Annotated in this window: 13 protein-coding genes, 2 pseudogenes and 1 CRISPR repeat array; of the genes and pseudogenes, 14 read left to right on the top strand and 1 reads right to left on the bottom strand. The window is 40.2% G+C overall.

The features are described from left to right. Together BUB71_RS19900 and thyA are read left to right on the top strand one after the other, a co-directional pair. Positions 1-194, top strand: a 194-nt coding sequence (locus BUB71_RS19900; protein ID WP_217653574.1) for a hypothetical protein, incomplete at its 5' end; no start/stop codon positions are given. A gap of 462 nt (positions 195-656) precedes the next feature. Next, positions 657-1,493, top strand: a pseudogene (gene thyA, locus BUB71_RS17480) (thymidylate synthase). 806 nt (positions 1,494-2,299) lie between these two features. Next, positions 2,300-2,715: a CRISPR direct-repeat array (repeat unit 37 nt; unit sequence GTTTCAAAAGAAAGAGCCTTGCTAAAAGGATTGAAAT). Positions 2,716-3,728: 1,013 nt separating this feature from the next. On the opposite strand, the gene BUB71_RS17470 reads toward thyA, so the two are convergent. Beyond that, a complete protein-coding gene (locus BUB71_RS17470; protein ID WP_073158059.1) occupies positions 3,729-4,274 on the bottom strand; it encodes a GNAT family N-acetyltransferase in 546 nt (181 codons plus the stop codon). Positions 4,275-4,752: 478 nt separating this feature from the next. Between BUB71_RS17470 and BUB71_RS17465 the strand changes: the two genes are divergently transcribed. From BUB71_RS17465 to BUB71_RS20440, 12 genes and pseudogenes are all read left to right on the top strand, one after another. Beyond that, entirely contained in the window at positions 4,753-5,475 is a 723-nt protein-coding gene (locus BUB71_RS17465; protein ID WP_073158056.1) for a nucleotidyltransferase domain-containing protein, read from the top strand. A gap of 131 nt (positions 5,476-5,606) precedes the next feature. Continuing rightward, positions 5,607-6,146, top strand: coding sequence for a GNAT family N-acetyltransferase (locus tag BUB71_RS17460; RefSeq protein ID WP_245815712.1), 540 nt, complete (start codon positions 5,607-5,609; stop codon positions 6,144-6,146). 92 nt (positions 6,147-6,238) lie between these two features. Beyond that, positions 6,239-7,282: a helix-turn-helix transcriptional regulator gene (locus BUB71_RS17455; RefSeq protein ID WP_139279178.1), complete on the top strand. Its 1,044-nt coding sequence runs from the start codon at positions 6,239-6,241 to the stop codon at positions 7,280-7,282. Positions 7,283-7,395: 113 nt separating this feature from the next. Then, complete coding sequence (cas10d, locus tag BUB71_RS17450; protein ID WP_073158050.1) at positions 7,396-10,317, top strand: type I-D CRISPR-associated protein Cas10d/Csc3; 2,922 nt, start codon at positions 7,396-7,398, stop codon at positions 10,315-10,317. Position 10,318: 1 nt separating this feature from the next. Beyond that, positions 10,319-11,308: a type I-D CRISPR-associated protein Cas7/Csc2 gene (gene cas7d, locus BUB71_RS17445; protein WP_073158046.1), complete on the top strand. Its 990-nt coding sequence runs from the start codon at positions 10,319-10,321 to the stop codon at positions 11,306-11,308. After that, positions 11,242-11,999, top strand: a pseudogene (gene cas5d, locus BUB71_RS20480) (type I-D CRISPR-associated protein Cas5/Csc1). The gene cas7d and the pseudogene cas5d overlap by 67 nt, the downstream one beginning before the upstream one ends. Then, entirely contained in the window at positions 11,996-14,116 is a 2,121-nt protein-coding gene (gene cas3, locus BUB71_RS17430) for a type I-D CRISPR-associated helicase Cas3' (protein WP_073158036.1), read from the top strand. Before cas5d ends, cas3 begins: the two are co-directional and overlap by 4 nt. Position 14,117: 1 nt before the next feature. Beyond that, complete coding sequence (cas4, locus tag BUB71_RS17425; RefSeq protein ID WP_073158031.1) at positions 14,118-14,717, top strand: CRISPR-associated protein Cas4; 600 nt, start codon at positions 14,118-14,120, stop codon at positions 14,715-14,717. Further along, a complete protein-coding gene (gene cas1 / locus BUB71_RS17420; protein ID WP_073158028.1) occupies positions 14,699-15,691 on the top strand; it encodes a CRISPR-associated endonuclease Cas1 in 993 nt (330 codons plus the stop codon). Before cas4 ends, cas1 begins: the two co-directional genes overlap by 19 nt. 12 nt (positions 15,692-15,703) lie before the next feature. After that, positions 15,704-15,979 (top strand): CRISPR-associated endonuclease Cas2, encoded by a 276-nt coding sequence (gene cas2, locus BUB71_RS17415; protein ID WP_073158025.1) that lies wholly within the window; start codon positions 15,704-15,706, stop codon positions 15,977-15,979. A gap of 9 nt (positions 15,980-15,988) precedes the next feature. Beyond that, positions 15,989-16,735: a CRISPR system precrRNA processing endoribonuclease RAMP protein Cas6 gene (gene cas6 / locus BUB71_RS17410; protein WP_073158024.1), complete on the top strand. Its 747-nt coding sequence runs from the start codon at positions 15,989-15,991 to the stop codon at positions 16,733-16,735. 1,573 nt (positions 16,736-18,308) lie between these two features. Then, entirely contained in the window at positions 18,309-18,461 is a 153-nt protein-coding gene (locus tag BUB71_RS20440) for a hypothetical protein (protein ID WP_422785157.1), read from the top strand. Positions 18,462-18,846 lie beyond the last annotated feature (385 nt).

Here is an 18,846-nt window from a genome sequence, read left to right as displayed (position 1 = left end):
TTCAATATGTATTAAATGGCAGAACAGTGTACACCAATGTCGTTACAGGAGAAAAATTTGAATATAATCAGGGGGATTTTTATGCGATCTATCCGGAAATTGCTTATGAGCAGATAAGTGATCAAGGTACTAGAATCTTATTTATTAAAATACCATCGATTAATGATAAGATGAATTGGGAAATAGATAAATAATCATTTTAAAAACTGAGACTTGAGTCAATTTCAAGTCTCAGTGACAATATAATCAGAGTGATTGGATTAATTTGTAAAAAAACGCGAACCTTTTGCTCTGGCCAAACCTCGGGGGTTCGTGCTCTAGATATATCAAGGGTTTTAGCGATTTTTGAGGAAATGATTGGAGGTATTAGCTGATGAAAAAATGGGGTTCGCGATTTAGGGCTTCTCAACCCAGAAACCGTATTGGTTAATATCGCGTGCCGTTGCATCCGGACTAACCTCCGGATGAGGATTGAAACAGTAACACAGGTGGAGGAAAGACAGCCGCTAACTATCGTACGTTGCATCCAGAATAACCTTTAGATAAGGATTATTGAAACCTAGAATTGATCATCTACTATTCTTATTTCTTTCTCATTGCATCCGATTAACCTCCAATGAGGATTGAAACGATAGAAAAAGTGCGGGAGGAACTTGATGAGCAAGGTGGATCAGATTTATCGTTCACTGGTAAATGAAATTATAGAATTTGGCGTTTCAGATGAAGATCAATAAGTACGCACAAGCTGGGCAGATGGAACTTTCGCTTATACAAAGAGCCTGATCTCTAAGCAATTAAAGTTTGATGGCGATGAGGTTCCGATCTTAACAACAAAAAAAGTTGCCTGGAAATCGGCAATTCATGAGATATTGTGGTTCTTTGTTCAAAAAACAAGTGATGCATCGTATCTTGATCAACATCAGGTGAAAATCTGGAAAGAATGGACCAATGATCAAAATAATATTGGCAAAGCATATGGGTACCAAGCTGGGAAGAAAGTTCGACATACCAATGAGCATATCGTAGATCAGATTGATTATCTCATCTATCAAATTTGTCATAACCCTGCTAGTCGTCGATTGATTACTTCTTGGTGGAATATCGATGATTTGGATGAAATGGAATTAGAGCCTTGTTGGCACAGTACCCAATGGCTCGTCAAAGAGGGAAAGTTACATTTGATTGTTACCGCTCGTTCATCAGACCTTTTCCTTGGCTGGTCTTTTAACGTCTTTCAATATTATGTATTGCAACGTATGGTAGCTCAGGTTACAAACTATGATCTTGGAACGATGACTTGTAATATTGGAGACATCCATATCTATGATCGACATTTAGATATGATTGCTCGCCAAATCGACTCGCCCCAATTTGCAGCTCCAACGCTCTGGATAAACCCAAATATTAAAGAATTAAGCTATTTTACAATTAACGATTTTAAACTGATTGATTACCAGCATGGACCTACTTTAAAAGAAGAGGTTGCAATCTAGTGGCAGTTTCAACATTACCTAATATGAAACTCCCACTTCTACAGGTGGGAGTTTCTAATGACAACCATTTTTTAGGCTCCAACATATCCCAGAGTTTGGCTTTGAACCTCGACGTTTTATGGAGAGCTTGGATAGCTTCACATTTTCTTGATTCATCAATATTGATTTTAACCCTGAGTGGTGTACTTCTTTATCGAATGGTAGAATTTGGTGTCCTGTTTATTAATTTTAGGCATATCCAATGGAGTTTTATTTTGATTACTTTGTGCGGATTAATTTTGTTGGCATTAGATTTCTTGAACAAGTATATTTTATTTGTTTAGATTAAATGGAAAATATTCGTTTTACAGATACATAGTTGGCTGAGTCATTGATCCAGTAGTGAGTTTAAATGGTCTATACTAAGAGGAAGGCGTCGTTTATTGGATGGAGAACCAAGATATATAGAATAAGGATAGATGCGGTAGTTAAACTAGTCAAGGATTCCCAAGGTATATGGTCGAGTGAATATGAATTAGGGAGAAATTGAAGGTGAAAACACCGGATAGACGTTTGCTTAAAAGCTATATAGCGACTCGATCAAATCCGAATCTACCTCTTTGATCGAAAGCATTTCTCCGATGGTCTATAGCTTCGTCTCAGACATGGGAAACCGTCGGAAAAGGCGTAACGCAGGAATCCCAAGGGTTTGAGGAGCATGAGTAAAGGGGAATGTTCTTCATGATAGAGAAGAAATGTTATGATATACTGAGATCGTCGGAAACAGCTTGTAAAGGTCTTGTGAATCAAGGGGTTTGCAGGTTGCTGTTTCAAAAGAAAGAGCCTTGCTAAAAGGATTGAAATCGCGGGAAATTCACCATCAAAAAACACGTCTCCATTGATGTTTCAAAAGAAAGAGCCTTGCTAAAAGGATTGAAATGATATCCTGTTCCACTTTAGGCAGTCCCGCGATAGTCTGGTTTCAAAAGAAAGAGCCTTGCTAAAAGGATTGAAATTTAGTCTTCTTAGTAGGATTTGGTACTGGTTCTTGAGTTTCAAAAGAAAGAGCCTTGCTAAAAGGATTGAAATGACGGTCACAAATGCCATGAGATGACCGTATCTTGTTTTAGTTTGGTTTCAAAAGAAAGAGCTTTGTTAAAAGGATTGAAATTGATTACCTTGCGGGTCGTTATCGATTACCAAGACGTTTCAAAAGAAAGAGCCTTGTTTAAAGGAATGTAACCCCACCGCAAACTATTCCTACGCGAGGATGCACTCGGATAAAATCCGCGATAATCACGTATTCTTTGTTGTTGCATCCAGACTAACCACTTTTCTCCAAAAAGGCTTAAAGTCTATTTACTTACAATTTGTGGGCAATAAGAAAAAACAAAGAGCGAGCTGGACTCTCAATTCTACTCACTTTTCCACACTCTTCGAAAGCGAGAAAAACTGTGGAGAAACTTTCTGATTGCTACAATAGGTAAAGTCCGACTTGTTTGCTGCTTACAACTTGTAAAGAGATCAATACAGCCATGGTTGGCTAAGTTATCATGTCAATATATTCGAATGAATGTGGATTATAGGGAAATTGAAAGTGAGATGCCTGAATAGGAATTGGTAACGAAACTGGAAAGCGATTAGGTATAAATCTGAATTTACCTTATTGAACGAAAGCACTTTTCCGACGGTCTATAGCTTCGTCTCAGACCTGGGGGAGCGTCGGAAAAGGTGTAGCGCAGGAATCCCAAGGGTTTGAGGCGCATGAGTAAAGGGGAATGTTCTTCATGATAGAGAAGAAATGTTATGATATACTGAGATCGTCGGAAAAAGCTTGTAAAGGTCTTGTGGATCAAGGGGTTTGGCGGTTGCGATTTCAAAAGAAAGAGCCTTGTTTAAAGGAATGTAACCACGCCGCAAACTGTTCCTACGTTTGAGTGGAACCGAGGGATGCACTTTGGATAAAATCCGCGATAATGATGTTCCGTCCGTGTACTCTTTGTTGTTGGATCCAGATTCACCACTTTGCTCCAAAAAGGCTTAAAGTCTAGTTACTTACAATTTGTGGGCTATAAGAAAAAACAAAAAGCGAGCTGGACTCTCAATCCAACTCGCTTCTCTACCTCACTATTTACTAACAAAATTGAAAACGTAACCGCTTGCTTCTGATTCGCAAATTTCCTCATATTTTAACCCCTTGATAAATTAAGGGCTAATGGAGGTCTGTTTCGCTTATTCTCCTTCATTCGTACAACTTCAATTTCTTTTCCATTCTCGTTTAAGAATGCCAAATAACAATGAATCACGCCAACCACCCTTGATGAATACATTTTCGCGCATCCTTCCCTCTTTGCTCATCCCAATCTTTACTAATACTTTTGATGAGGCAATATTTCTTGGGTCACAAGTAGCGAAAATACGATGGAGATTTAGTTCGCTAAATCCAAAATCAATGAAAAGTTTTGCTGCTTCTGTAGCAAAACCCATTCCCCAGTAGTCTGGATGCACGATATATGCTAGTTCACCATTTTTATTTTTAAAATCTCGAATATTTATTTCAGCTGCTCCAATCAACGACCCTTTTTCATTTTCGATTATTGCAAAAGCATATCTGCTTCTTGGATTCGCTTTAGAATCAACAATGGCTTGTTCAACAAAAGTTTTAGATTCTTCTTCCGTATTGGGCCCCCACGGTTGATATTTACATACAACGGACTGAGAAGCATATTTATGTACATCCTTCCAATCACTTTCTACAAATTCCCGTAGAAATAATCTTTTAGCTATTAGATTATCAACCATATAAACTCCCCATTTTGACAGTTTTTACTATTAACTTGACTTTTCCCCGCCTCATCGCTGTGGTGTTAGGAAGAGTGTAGTTTCAAAGGCTTTCTTCCTCACTTTAGCTAGTGTTTTTTCTCCGAGAAATGCGAAAATGAAACTCTCTACTCTATAAATCTTGTTGAAAGAATTGACTTTGCTAGACCTTGATCATTTCAAATATATAGGTTTACAAATCGGGGCTCCTTTCTTTGTGGAATACGAATGATCTCGGTCATAATCTCAACAAATTGAAGCTCGCTTTGATTCTCAAGCAGCACCTTCGCAACCAATATGACCCTCAGTACTCAGTTATCTCAGCCCATATTACTCTGGTTAATAGCAGGAACGTTTTTATCTCCTAGCAGATTAAAATGTAGGGATAATACCATCATTGAACTTTATGATCAACCATAAACAATGGATCTTTAAAATCGATTTCAATGAGGTGTAACAAGTGCAAAAAGAAGAGCCTAAGCAAACGGCTACACGTTTGGTTAAACAACGATTCCCTCATTGCCGTGTTGCTATGTTAGCAGGAAGTGTTGTCCGAGGGGATGCGACTGTTCACTCCGATTTAGACATTGTGATCGTAGATGATACGATTCCGAATCCTTATCGTGAATCACTGATTTTTAAGGATTGGATGATAGAGTTCTTTGTTCATACATCAAAGTCCTACGTAGATTTTTTTGTTAGCGATTGTAAGCGGGGACGACCTTCTCTTCCACAAATGTGTGCTGAAGGAAAGATCATTAAAGATGATGGAATTGCCACTCGAATCAAAGAAGAAGCCAATCATTTATTGAAACAAGGTCCAAAATCATGGTCAATCGATGAGTTAAACCGTAAACGTTATATCATTACCGATTTATTACTTGATCTAGAGGGTTCAACAAATCGAGCGGAAGATTTATTTATCGTCAATAGTTTAGCAGCAATCACTCATGAATTTGTTCTACGAACGAACAACCAATGGATTGGTGGAGCAAAGTGGATCGTTCGTGCGCTGGCCAACTATGATCAAGAACTGTGTCATGAATTTGTCCAAGTTTGTGAGCAGTTTTACCAGCATGGGAATAAACAACCCTTCATTACTTTTGTGGATCGGGTCTTAGAACCGTATGGCGGGAGGTTGTTTGATGGGTTTTCAATGGGGAAGGAAAGTAATGAGGATTAAATACCTTAAATAATCGTTGGTGATAGTGACATAGGATATCTTTAATGTTTCGATTAGTAATTTAGAGGGGAGTCGGGTGGATCTTCGCCCATGGTATACAGATGTAAGTCCAAACGTTCAGGAGTGATATTGTGCTACAGACCCATCTTGAAACAGAACGGTTAATGTTGCGATTGTTTCAATCAACGGATGCAAAATCGGTTCAGAAGTTAGCTGGACATGAAGAGATTGCGAGAACGACCCTTGGTATTCCACATCCTTACCCTGACGGAGTCGCAGAAGCATGGATTGAACATGTACGTCGTGCGGCTGAAAGAGGAGAGATGTTTTCTTTTGCCTTGATCAGAAAAGAGGATCACCAATTGATTGGATGCGTTAGTCTACGTGTTAAATCAGCTAATGATGGGGAGCTAGCTTACTGGGTGGGGCGACCCTATTGGGGACAAGGATTTGCAACTGAGGCATCCAAGAAGGTGGTCAATTTTGGATTCGAAGTACTTGGATTAAACCGTGTCTATGCGAAAGCAATGACGAAAAATCCAGCATCCTACAAGGTGATGAGTAAAATTGGAATGAAATATAAAGAGACACTCTCTAGACACCTATTAAAGTCAGGGGTTTATGAAGATCTTGTACTCTATGAGATGACAAGACCAAAGTCGATGATTTAACAGATAGAGTATCATCGGCTTTGTTGTGCGAACGAGCAGGGTAGAAATATATTAGCTGAAAATTAGTTTTTATTAGCTGTATACGATCAGAGGTGAAAACAATATCTGAAGGACAAGATAAGAAAAGTAAATCAACGTTGCATTATAGTCGTTTGTTTAAGATTTTGTGCGAACTGTTAGAGGATCCAGGGCCATATAAAATAGCGGATACGGCTGCTCATTATGGTGTAGGAGTTCGAACCATTCAGAGGGACTTGCAAAAACTTATTCAATTTTTAAATGAGCATGCAAAGAGGGAATATATTACACGAGAAAAAGGTGTATATGAAGGGAACTTTCCGAGAGCCGCTTTGAATTTAGAATTGGAAGAAATGATGTACCTATTTCTGGCTTTACAACAGGTAAAACCGATATTAGCTGGCGTGGGAAGCGCAGTATATAATCGTCTAATGAGTGCTGTTAACACACTCTTATCCAAAGAGGAACGGGAAAAGTTTGAAGTTTGGTCGGAGTGTTACCAGGTGCGTGAATTTGGCTTTCCATTGAAGCGAGATGATTACTATCAAAGTTTACATCGAATTTTTGAGGCGATTCGAAAGAACCTATTGATTAAGTTTTGGTTTAGAGGAGAAGAACGTTATTTGGACCCCTATCATATTCATTTTACCAAATCTAATTTTTATGTTGTGGGAGATCATTTTGACTCACCAACTGAACAGAAAAAACGTTTTCTTCTCCACTATCGGTTAGATCGGTTGCGAAAAGTGGAAGCACTTCCATTCGTTCGCTCACAACTTTATAAGCGTTTGAAAGATGCTTATGCCTATAAGAAACAAAAGGCTAATCAATATTTAAACAAGATGTTGGGCGCTGAAAGCCATGGGGAGCCAAAAGACTATTTGATTGAAATTCTCGATGAAGAAGTTTATCGCCGAATGACGGAGAAATGTTGGCATAAAATAATCAACCCATCTAAAGACCAGTTTTGTGGTCTATTGAAGATCCCACAGATTTCAAGTCAAGTCGAGATGAAAAAATGGGTCCTTGAGTGGGGGGCGGATATCCGAGTATTGGAACCCGCTGATTTTCGCAAGAAGATCAAACAAGAAATCGAAAAAATGTTGGAACTTTATTAGCTCGTTTTAGCAATTATCTTTTATTGCGACATTTAAGATGTCGCGATTATAGAATTTACACAATTTTAACGTATTTCTTTCCCTTGTATAATAATCATTGTGAGGTGATGCGGTTGAACATTCGAAGTTTTGCAAAGGAATTGCTGCTTCGCTTTCATGAACTAGAAATTGAGGGAGAGCGTTTTGCAGAGCAGGAGGCAAAGTCACATAACTACAATCCAGATCGCGGCTTAATCGATCAATCGATGTGGAATCATATCCACTCGGGTAGTGAGGCCTTTCTGACATTGGTCGAATACTTAGAGGAACAAGGATTATCATTTGATGTTCAGGAAATGCAAATTGCATTACTTGGATATGTCTTACATGATTTACACAAGAATCAGAGCTTAAAAGAGCAGTCGACCAGTGAGTATGATCTGAGTTTGGAAGATTTGGAGCAAGTCTGCCTAGATCTTTGTAGAAATTTAGACGTAGAGATTCCACCAGCTATTTTTATTCGAGCAGCAGGTATCTCCAATTTTTCTAACAAGCATGGAGATAAGTCCTTTTTGTCTGATGAATATCGATGGACGACGATTCTCGATTGGGTGAAGTTGATGGATAAAGTGGCTTCCATCTCCAGTATTGCTGAATGTAAAGAATCGGCACTCGGTGGGTTAAGGAAATTATTACGACAAATTCTGCCACCCGTATTTCAAAAATATGAGCTACAGTACCATTGGATTCAGGAATTTCGAGGTGTCTTAACCACCCAACTCCATGATGCCATTTCAGTGGTAATGTTGGAAAATGGATTTTTTCCATGGTTGCGATTTGGGGATGGAACGCTTTATCTATCTTTTCATCTAAGGGAAAAGCGTTCATTATTGGAATTGGCACAGGAAGTGAAAGATCATCTGAGTCAATCAATGATGATGGTGAAAGATGAGATGTCAGAGGATAAATTATTTTCACGCGATACGCTGGAGTGTACAACGATCACGTATATGCTTTATCAACAACCAAAAGAATACGCTCGGCTCTTTTACAAATTATTTAAAGGACAAGGTAAGTATCAAGAGTTTCCAACAGATAAATTTGCTGCTGATCAGCTAAAGAAATATGGCGTGAGTACACATCCGCAATTGTGGAAGAGGATGAATGTTAAGCAAGATGTAAGTGATGATTTTCGCGAGAAGTGGTTTTTTACCGCTCGGTATTTTGGAGCTCTTCAACGTTTGATCCAGAAAATTGATCGTTCGTTAACGTTATCTGATGCAATAAAGAAAATCGCACAGTTTTTTGATCTGCTGTATGAGGATTTGTTAACCCTAGAGCCTGTGATCAAGTGTAGTAATCGACGTTACGATGGGCATATTTGGCTGGCGTATCGGTATCTAGACTCTGTACGAATCGATGATCGACCGATTGAGCAAGTTTCAATTGAGCAATATTGTATGGACATTCGCAAACATGCAGCGTTGTTTTTGCAAGATTATATCTCAGCAAGCCAAGTCAAAAATGTGGTGAACCAAAGGTTGGCATTAGATGACGAATTGATTCGCTATATGCAGGAACAAGTGGTACTCTCCTGGGAACAGGAGCGAATTCTTTCACCCCCAATCTTCGATGACTTATATAAACCAAAGACTCGAACCCATAAAAGGAGATGCAATATTTGCAATCGGATGATCCCATCCTCTGTATCTGAAGAGAAAATGAAGTACTCCATTATCCAGGATAGTGTCAACGTGTTCAGCAATCAAATCCTACCCAAGCCAAAGAATGTTGAAGCGCTCCACTGGTGCGGCATCTGTGCCTATGAATTCATCTTGCGGCGAACATGGGAGATGGATCGGCAAGGAAAGGAAGAGAACGTACAGCAGATCTATTTATTCGCAGTTCCGTCCTATCAATTTACTGATGAAGTGATGTCAGAGTTTCGTCAGGATTTGAAAGGACATTTTGGTACGATTCATGTCCATCCTCATGAGGGGATTCGACATGCTTGGCAGCAACCTTTTGTGGAGCAGGATGTAGAAAATATTCGAGCACATCTCAAAAAGCATTTCGAAATCTATTATGAGTATGTCCAAGAACAAAATGCATTGGCCTCTACTGGGGATTTGCTCAGTGCGGGTCCAATTGGGAATTTTATGTTGTTCTCGTATCAATCTTATTCCAGTCAATTAGAACGAACACGAGAGGAAGCTTGGCTAAAAGCATTATCAGCTGCGTTATCCCTACATTTACTCTACGGTTTTCGAATTTTCTTAACCGAAAAGCCGTTTCTTGCCATCACGGATTTACGTGAACTACGATATGCAATCCAGCTGGATGCACCGCCTTATAAAATAAGTCGGTTGTTAGAGCCGATTGAGATTCGTAAGACAGCAGAGGATATTGTGCCGATTGAGTTTGTAAAACCGATGATGGAACGGCTTGCGATCATATGGGAAGTGCACCGATTTGTCCACCCATATGATCATAAGAAACCTGTTGATAAGCAGGTTTCCACAATCCTACATGCCAGAGAGATCAACCCGCTATGTGGTGCCTACTTTTTTAAACGCTATCTGATTTCTTCTGGGCAGTTTTATGCACCAGAATCGTTTGTTACAGCTTGTAAAAAATTGAATCAAGATACAGGAGGAAAGTTGATGAGCCTAATCCAGGAGATTACCGAGGCGTCGTTAGCCTTGTATCGTCCTACTATACATTCTGATGGACGAGCCCATCGATTTGAAAATCTGTTTCGGACAGTCATCAAAGGAATTCGAGAAGGTCGTGAGAAGGCTGAGCTTCAGGGATTGGTGATGAAACGGCTTGAACGATTAGTGGGTCAGGATGGGGGGTATGTGGTAACTTTGCCGATCCCGATAGAAAATGTGAAGTATTTCGTCGATTTGATCTATGACCAAGTCTATATCGGTTTATGTAAAGGGAATTTAGCTAAGTTGAATCAGCGTCAGAATGCCCTTGCCGATGGTGTCTATTTTGAAACCTATCTCACCTTACAAAAATTAAAAGCAGAAAAAAAAGGAGAAGAATAAAATGACTGTGCAAGTGAATTGGAAAGAGTCTACCCTTTATCAATTGTTGGAATCCCATCTAGTATCGGAAATTCCACTTGCGCCACAACGTAAGTTTGCCAGTATTGTGTTGTTGCGTGAATTCTCTTCCACTGCGGTATTAACCACAGAAGGACAAATGCTAGATGTTGAGCAAATTCGTGCAGGTCGGGAAAAGAAAGAACTGATCTCACGTGTGGTATTGCAAAAACGGAAACAAATTGCACCTGAACGACGCACCGGTCGAGCGTTTAATCGAGAAGTTGGTTTAACCACCGATCAATGTGTCTATCTCGAAGGTATGTGTGGCGAATGTCCAGATTGTCTCATCTATGGGTTTGCGGCTACCAAAGGTGAGGGTTCGCAACGTTCAAGAATTTTAACAGACTCAGGCTTTACGATCCGTGCATATGAAGGCATACAGCGCTCGATCACACTGAATGCCATCCATGATTCACATAAAGGAGGCGTCGTTGGAAGTGCCTTTGCTGAACGGGAGCATATTCGACCACAGGTATTTTTCCCAACGATTGAAACGACTGTCGATGTCACCCCTGCCGAGTTGATATATATTTTACGCAATATCTTGACGACTAGCCGTTATGGTGCAGAAAGCAATCGTCAAGGAACGGTTCGTAATATTCCGGTTGCCATCCTTTTTGGCCAAACAGAAGTCATGTCGAATTTGGATTTGACACAACGAATCTATGATCAGTTGTTTAAAGATGAGGATCGAGCACAGGATATTCCATTAGAGCGTGAGGAAGTGCAAGAAGCTGCTCTTCAATCCCTCAACCAGGCCATTCAATCCGCTTACTTACCGACCAAGATGGTATATGGAGGAGAACTATCTGCATTCCTAAATGATCTACGGGCGCTTTGGCATGATGAGGAGGGGGTTAAGCAGTGGTTACAAAGTCTACAAATCGATCATCAAGATTATCAAAAGCGAAAAAAAGCAAAGAAAAAGTAACACCGATCGAGAAAAAAATCGCTTATCGGTTAACGATTCAATTGGAGGATTATCTGTTCTTTGCTAGCAATGAAAAAGGAAAAGTCGTGGAAACTGCACCACTCTTGCATAATTATGCCCTTGCTTATGCATTTGGGTTTGTCGCTTCCCCATACTTTCATGAGCGGCAAGCTCCGCTCTATGATCACCATTTACAGCCATTAAATGAGAGTGGTGTCTACCTCTACCCGGCGATCGCCAAACAAACTACCTATCGATTGATGCAATATAATACGACAACCGAACTCTTTTCAATGCAACGAGAACAGAGTCTTGGTTTTCCCAACTGGGGTTTATCAAATGTATGAAGCCGGGTTCCCAGTTTGAAACCTATTTGCTGAGTCAAGAGCCGATCGAGCTTCCACGTCGAATACGGTTAGGGAAATGGATGAGTCAAGCCTCAGTTAAAGTAGAACAAGTAGCTATAAAGAAGTCCTATCATACTAAATCTACCCACCTACTTAATCTTGCGGATCTAGTAGAGCTACCCAATACCTTTGGTAGCCTTTATAACATCTTGCCTACTCGCTTGTTAAAAATGGCGAGTTGGCAAGAATCATTAGCTGGATATAAGCTTACGTTGCCAAAGGAAGAAAAAAACGAGTCGCTATTTCTACCTGAATCAGTCTTTATCTGGAGAGTGCAACGATGATTCAACTATTGCCAGAACGGGCGATGACTTATGATGTTCCATTTATAGAAGATATCAAGCCTTATGCTCATCAAGTGGTTCAACTGAAGTTGATCGAAGAGGTCTTGACCCAGGGAAGACAAGCTGTCATTTGGAACCAAGCATTGACTGGGGCGGGAAAGACCCTTGCCAACTATAGTTACTTGACCAAGCAATCAAATGCGTATGCTCTAGGCGTCTATCCGGTTAATGAATTAATAAAAGATCAATATCACTCCCTGCAACAGGGATTACCGTTGGGTACTTTTGATTCGATCGCACTGTGGACATCTGAGGTGCTACGTCATGATCGATTGCCAAAAGAATCGATCATTGATCAGATGAATCGACTATCGGGCAGATACACTCGCTCGATCTTGATCAACCCAGATTACTTAATGCTAATCAGCCAACTGCGATTAGGAGCAGGTTACGCATTGATTGGGCAACGGTCGAGTCCTTTTTATCGGCTTGGCGAGTACAATCTACAGATTTTTGATGAATTTCATCTTTACAATGTGTCCCAGGTGAACTTACTGGTGCAATGGATGGGCTTAATGTTAGCCGCTTTTCCTAATAAAGCCCATGCTTTTGTCTTGGCATCTGCCACTCCACGACCTGAGATCATTCAGCTCTTAAAACGATTGGATATTGAAATCTTATTTGTCCAAGAAGAAATGAAGCGATGGATCGGACAGGAACAACCACCTGAGTGTCAAGAGCGTCTCTATTTGGAGCCATTGAATTTACATCTTCGAACCAGTCAATTGCATATCTGGGAAACGGCGGAACGAATCGTAGAAGATTGGGGAGAAGTCGAAACCTATCTTCAGCAATACCCAACTGCAAAAGGGTTGATCATTCTTGATTCGATTCATGAAGCGCAAAAACTCGCCTATGAATTACGTCTGAAAGGCTTTGATGTAGGGGAAGTACATGGCTTATCTGACCGAGATAAAAGCCGCGAGGAATTAGCAAAACCGATCACTGTGGCTACGGCTACGGTTGAGGTTGGGGTCGATTTTCAACAGGATATTCATAAAGATTTTCTCCTTTTCGAATCTCGGAATGCGGGAAGTTTTATGCAGCGAATTGGGCGAATCGCACGAGGAAGCAGGGAAAAGCCTGAAATCCCCATTAAAGTCTGGTCGTATGTTCATCAATATGTAGCAAAACAGATGAAAGCGCAATTGGGGAACGAAGCGACACGAACCGAGTTACAGCAAGTGGTGCAAAGCGCCTATCGAAAATTCCAAGAGTTTACCCCGTACTATGAAACTGTAGGCGGAATGAATCTGATCCATAACTATTACCAATTGAAATCTCATCATCTAGAGAAAGAGCAAAGCCGAGTAGCACATGAGCTCCGATCCGTTACAGAAAAACTGTATCAGCTTGGTTTTAAGGAGCAACAAAAACAGTATCATGAATGGAGAAAGCAGAAGATTTTAGAACCTGTGATTAGTTTCCGAGGGCAAAATGCAATGGAGTCCCATCTCTGGACACGGGAATCATCCGAGCTCACCAGTGAAGAGTCTGAAACCTTTTATCCAGATCTCTGGTTTTGGGATGAAACGAATCCGGGCGATCCATTAAAACGTTATCACTATCAATTTGTTCTCTCGAGAAGAGTGATATCGTTTATTTCAAAAGATGAAATGAGCCAACGAATTCAGCGATACTATTCTGAACCACAAAGAGAGCAGAAGTTGGCAGAATTAAAAAAAGAGTCTGTGCTGGGTTATGCATTAGTAACAGGATGGCGTGAGAAGCGGGCTTCGCTCTATTGGCGGTTACCGCAGCGAGCAATTCGTATGACTGATCAATTAATTCGATTAAAAAAATTACGATTAGAATCAGAAAACGAATTATTAAATGAGCAATTGCATGGACTATTTCAAACCTTAACCCAAAAAACATGGATCGTCTACATTACGAAGCAATCACCCAATGAACTGGTCGATACTTGGTCACTTCCGCCATTTTTCCGCCTTCATTCAGCCAGAACCGCAAGAGGGGCAGAATGGAGCATTGCGTTTAATAATGAGGCTTTTCAGTTGTGGAGTATATTGAAACAGCCAAAGAGTGAGGTGTTTTAACTTGGAACTATTTGTTGAAGGGCATGCGATTAATGCGTATGCTTTCTGCCCACGGCGCTGTTATTACGAATATGTCGAACGCATTTTTTATCATAATCTGTATACCATGCATGGCAAACTCCTTCATGATCATGTCGATACCCTCGGACAGGAGAAACGAGGCGAACGAACTCTGTTCCGCTCCCTCTATCTCAGCTCGGAAAAATTAGGATTATCTGTTCGATGTGATGTAGTGGAAGAAGAGGAAGGTCAAGTTTATCCTGTTGAATATAAACGTGGGAAATTGGCTGATTGGGAAAATAATGAGCTACAACTATGTGCCCAAGCTTTGTTGTTGGAAGAGAATCTAGGTACTACCATTCCATATGGTTATCTATTCTTCTATGGATCATATCATCGGAAAAAGGTTGTATTTGGTCCAGAGATAAGAATGAGAACACTCGACGTGATTCAAGAAATTCGGCAATTGTACCAGTTAGATGAGCCACCGGCTGGGATTGATGAGTGGAAACGATGTAAGAAATGCAGCATGGTGGATTATTGCTTGCCACAAGATCGAAATCAACTGAGGGGTAAAGTAGAGTGGGAACATTTTATTTAACCGAGCCCTATTGTTTTGTTCGCAAAGAATCAGAGCGATTAAAAGTCTATAAGGGTAAAAATTGTTTAAAGGAAATTCGAGTAAAAGATTATGCCCGCTTTTTCATCAATGAAGATTCGACACTATCCACTGGTGCACTATCTCTTCTAGCGGAGAAAGGAATTGATGTGGTCTACTTCTCTGGATCTGAAGTTGTGGGGCGATTTATCGGAAAAGAAAATAAAAACGTACGTCTGAGGATTGCCCAGGTAGAAGTTCATTTGGATGAAGAAAAGAGTTTGGCGATTGCCCGAAATTTTGTACTTGCCAAGATTAAGAATACTCGAACCATTGTTCAACGGTTTGCCCGCCGTAAGAAACTAGATCTAAGTAAAACAGACCTCGCTTTAAAGCAATTGATGAAAAAATGCATTCAAGTGAAGGATATTGATTCATTACGAGGAATGGAAGGTAGAGCGGCACGGGTGTACTTCGAGACATTTCCACAATTTATTGAGAGTAGCGGATTTGTCTTTACAGGAAGAAGTCGTCGACCCGCAAAGGATGAAGTAAATGCACTGCTCAATTATGGTTATGCATTGCTTCGTGCAGAACTCACCGGAGCTTTATCGGCCGCAGGGCTTGATCCTTATATTGGTTTTCTACATCGTGAGCGATATGGGCGTGAGTCATTGTCGTTAGATTTGATGGAAGAATTTCGATGTGTTCTCGTCGATAACCTGATTACACGGATTGTAAATAAAAAAATTATCAAACCTTCTGATTTCATTCGAGATCAAGGCGGGTTTCGTTTGAAGGATCATGCAAGAAAACGTTTTTTACTTGAATTTGACCAAAGGCGAATCGACAAAGTAAAGCATGAGTTTTTGGGTAGACAGATGTCATATCGAGAAATCTTGCATAAACAAGCGATTCTGCTTGCGAAATATATCAAGGGAGAAATGGAGGATTATTATCCTTTTCTGATCAAATAGGGGTGAAGCAATATGATTCGGGTCATCTGTTATGATGTGAAAGATGATAAACGAAGAAATAAGCTATTTAAATTCCTGAAAGATTATGGACAATGGGTCCAATATTCAGTTTTCGAACTAAAATGTAGCGATATCGAGTGGATTCAAGTAGAGCATCGGCTCAAGTCGATGCTTTCAGGTGATGATTCTCTATGTGTTTATCAGCTGTGCAAATCATGCACGAAGAAGATTCATTATGATCAAAAATTAAGTGAAAATCTAAAAGAACAGCAAACCAATATAATGTAGGTGAATGATATGTATCGACTACAATTGCATGTTAAAGCCAATCGAAATTGTAGCCAACGAATGGAGCCAGGTGTACTGACCAAACGCTTCCATGCTTTTATTTTCTCAGTCATTCAACGAATCGATCCACAATTTGCAGCAGATTTACATAGTCGAAAACAACGTCAACTCTTTTCATTTTTAATGGAGCAGGATCAGATCGTGATCCATTCGCCCAACCAACAATTCATTCAGTGTTTACAACAAGGACTGTTTGAACTCGAACAAATTAATCTCAGAGATTGGAAAGGGAAGATCCAAGAAGTTCATTTTTATCAAATCACCGAAGCGGAAATTGAGGCAACCTTTTCGACTTATGTCACGCTCCATTTCATCACCCCGACCACCTTCTGCCATGGCGACATCGACTATCCATTGCCAGAACTTTATCGGGTCTTAACCAGTGCCAACAAAGCATATGAACTGAGCACTAACCTCATGGTTCCTCAAGAGAAAATCAGTTCCATAGCTGATCGGATTCGGATCAAGCATGTGCAAATTGAGACCAAACAAGTAAGCTTTCATTCCTTTCGTGTAATGGGTTTTACTGGCAAACTCGAACTCAGTCTAAAAACCTTAACAGATCAGGAACAGCGACTAGCTTACAATCTCCTTGTCTATGGTGCCTTGATGGGGATCGGCTACAAAACCGGATGGGGTCTTGGTCAAACCCGAATCTATCCTTTTGAACGAAAGAACTTTTCCGACGGTCTATAGCTTCGTCTCAGACCTGGGGGACCGTCGGAAAAGGTGTAGCGCAGGAATCCCAAGGGTTTGAGGTGTAGAGGATCGGGGAATGTTCTTCATGATAGAGAAGAAATGTTATGATATACTGAGATCGTCGGAAAAAGCTTGTAAAAGCCTTGTGAATCAAAGGGTTTGCTGGTTGAGGTTTCAAAAGAAAGAGCCTTGCTAAAAGGATTGAAACGTTTTTAATCACTTCCAACAACAGTTTATTTAAAGGTTTCAAAAGAAAGAACTTTGTTAAAAGGAATGTAACTCCGCCGCAAACTATTCCTACGTTTGAGTGGAACCGAGGGATGCACTTGGGTAAATTCCGCGATAATGATGTTCCGTCTGCGTATTGTTTGTTGTTGCATCTAGACTAACCACTTTGCTCCAAAAGGCTTAAAATCTAGTTACTTAGAATTTGGACAATAAGAAAAACAAAAAGCGAGTTTGGACTCTCAATTCTACTCACTTTTCCACACTCTTCGAAAGGGAGAAAAACTGTGAGGAAACTTTCTGATTGCTACAGTAGTTAAAGTCCGACTTGTTTGCTGCTTACAATATGAAAAAAGATCAACACGAGATACAGCCATGGTTGGCTAAGTTATCATGCCAATATATTCGAATGAATGTGGATTATAGGGAAATTGAAAGTGAAATATCTGAATAGGGTAACAAAACTGGAAAGCGACTTGTCACAAACTCGAATCTGTCCTTTTGAACGAAAGCATTTCTCCGACGGTCTATCGCTTCGTCTCAGACCTAGGGGACCGTCGGGAAAGGTGTAACGTAGGAATCCCAAGGGTTTGAGGTGTAGAGGATCGTGGAATGTTCTTCATGATAGAGAAGAAATGTTATGATATACTGAGATCGTCGGAAAAAGCTTGTAAAGGCCTTGTGAATCATGGGGTTTTGCTGGTTGCGTTTCAAAAGAAAGAACCTTGCTCAAAGGATTGAAACGAAAAGTCTATTTTTCTCTTCCATTTAATCGCAGGTTTCAAAAGAAAGAACCTTGCTCAAAGGATTGAAACGGGGCTTTAGGTTGAGTGATTTTTGTGGTGTTACCTTATTTCTTGTTTGCTGCTTACAACTTGAAAAGAGATCAACACGAGATACAGCCATGGTTGGCTAAGTTATCATGCCAATATATTCGAACAAATGTGAATTATAGGGAGATCGAAAGTGAAATGTCTGAATAGGAATTGGTAACAAAACTGGAAAGCGACTTGTCACAAATCCGAATCTATTCTTTTGAACGAAAGAACTTTCCCGACGGTCTATAGCTTCGTCTCAGATCTGGGGGACCGTCGGAAAAGGCGTAACGCAGGAATCCCAAGGGTTTGAGATGTAGAAGATGGTGGAATGTTCTTCATGATAGAGAAGAAATGTTATGATATACTGAGATCGTCGGAAAAAGCTTGTAAAGACCTTGTGGATCATGGGGTTTGCTGGTTGCGGTTTTAAAAAAAAGAGCTTTGCTAAAAGGATTGAAACGATGGCATTCATCGTTACCTGAAACCTCCTGTTTCAGGTTTTAAAAAAAAGAGCTTTGCTAAAAGGATTGAAACAATACAAAGGTAACGGCAGGGCAAACCATTATTGGGTTTTAAAAAAAAGAGCTTTGCTAAAAGGATTGAAACGACAAAGGGCAAAATACCCTTCAGAAGATGAATCAGTTTTAAAAGAAAGAGCTTTGCTAAAAGGATTGAAATGACTTTTTGGATTTAGCGAAATCTTCAGTCCGTTTCGGGTGAAAAAACCTACTTATGGGGTTAAAGCTGTTTATCAAATAATCCCAGAAATTGACTAATTCGAAAGTGAGAAAAACTGTGGGGAAGCTTTCTGATTGCTACAGCAGATAAAATTCGTCTTGTTTGCAGCTTACAACTTGAAAAGAGATCAACACGAGATACAGATACTTGGTTGGCTAAGTTATCATGCCAATATATTCGAATGAATGTGGATTATAGGAAAATTGAAAGTGAAATGCCTGAATAGGAATTGGTAACAAAACAGGTAAGCGATTTGGTATAAATCTGAATCTACCTTTTTGAACGAAAGAACTTTTCCGACGGTCTATAGCTTCGTCTCAGACCTAG

It is taken from the genome of Seinonella peptonophila, from assembly GCF_900129355.1.
In the GTDB taxonomy this organism is placed as follows: Bacteria; Bacillota; Bacilli; order Thermoactinomycetales; family Thermoactinomycetaceae; genus Seinonella; species Seinonella peptonophila.
This window is presented reverse-complemented; position numbering and strand designations above follow the sequence as displayed.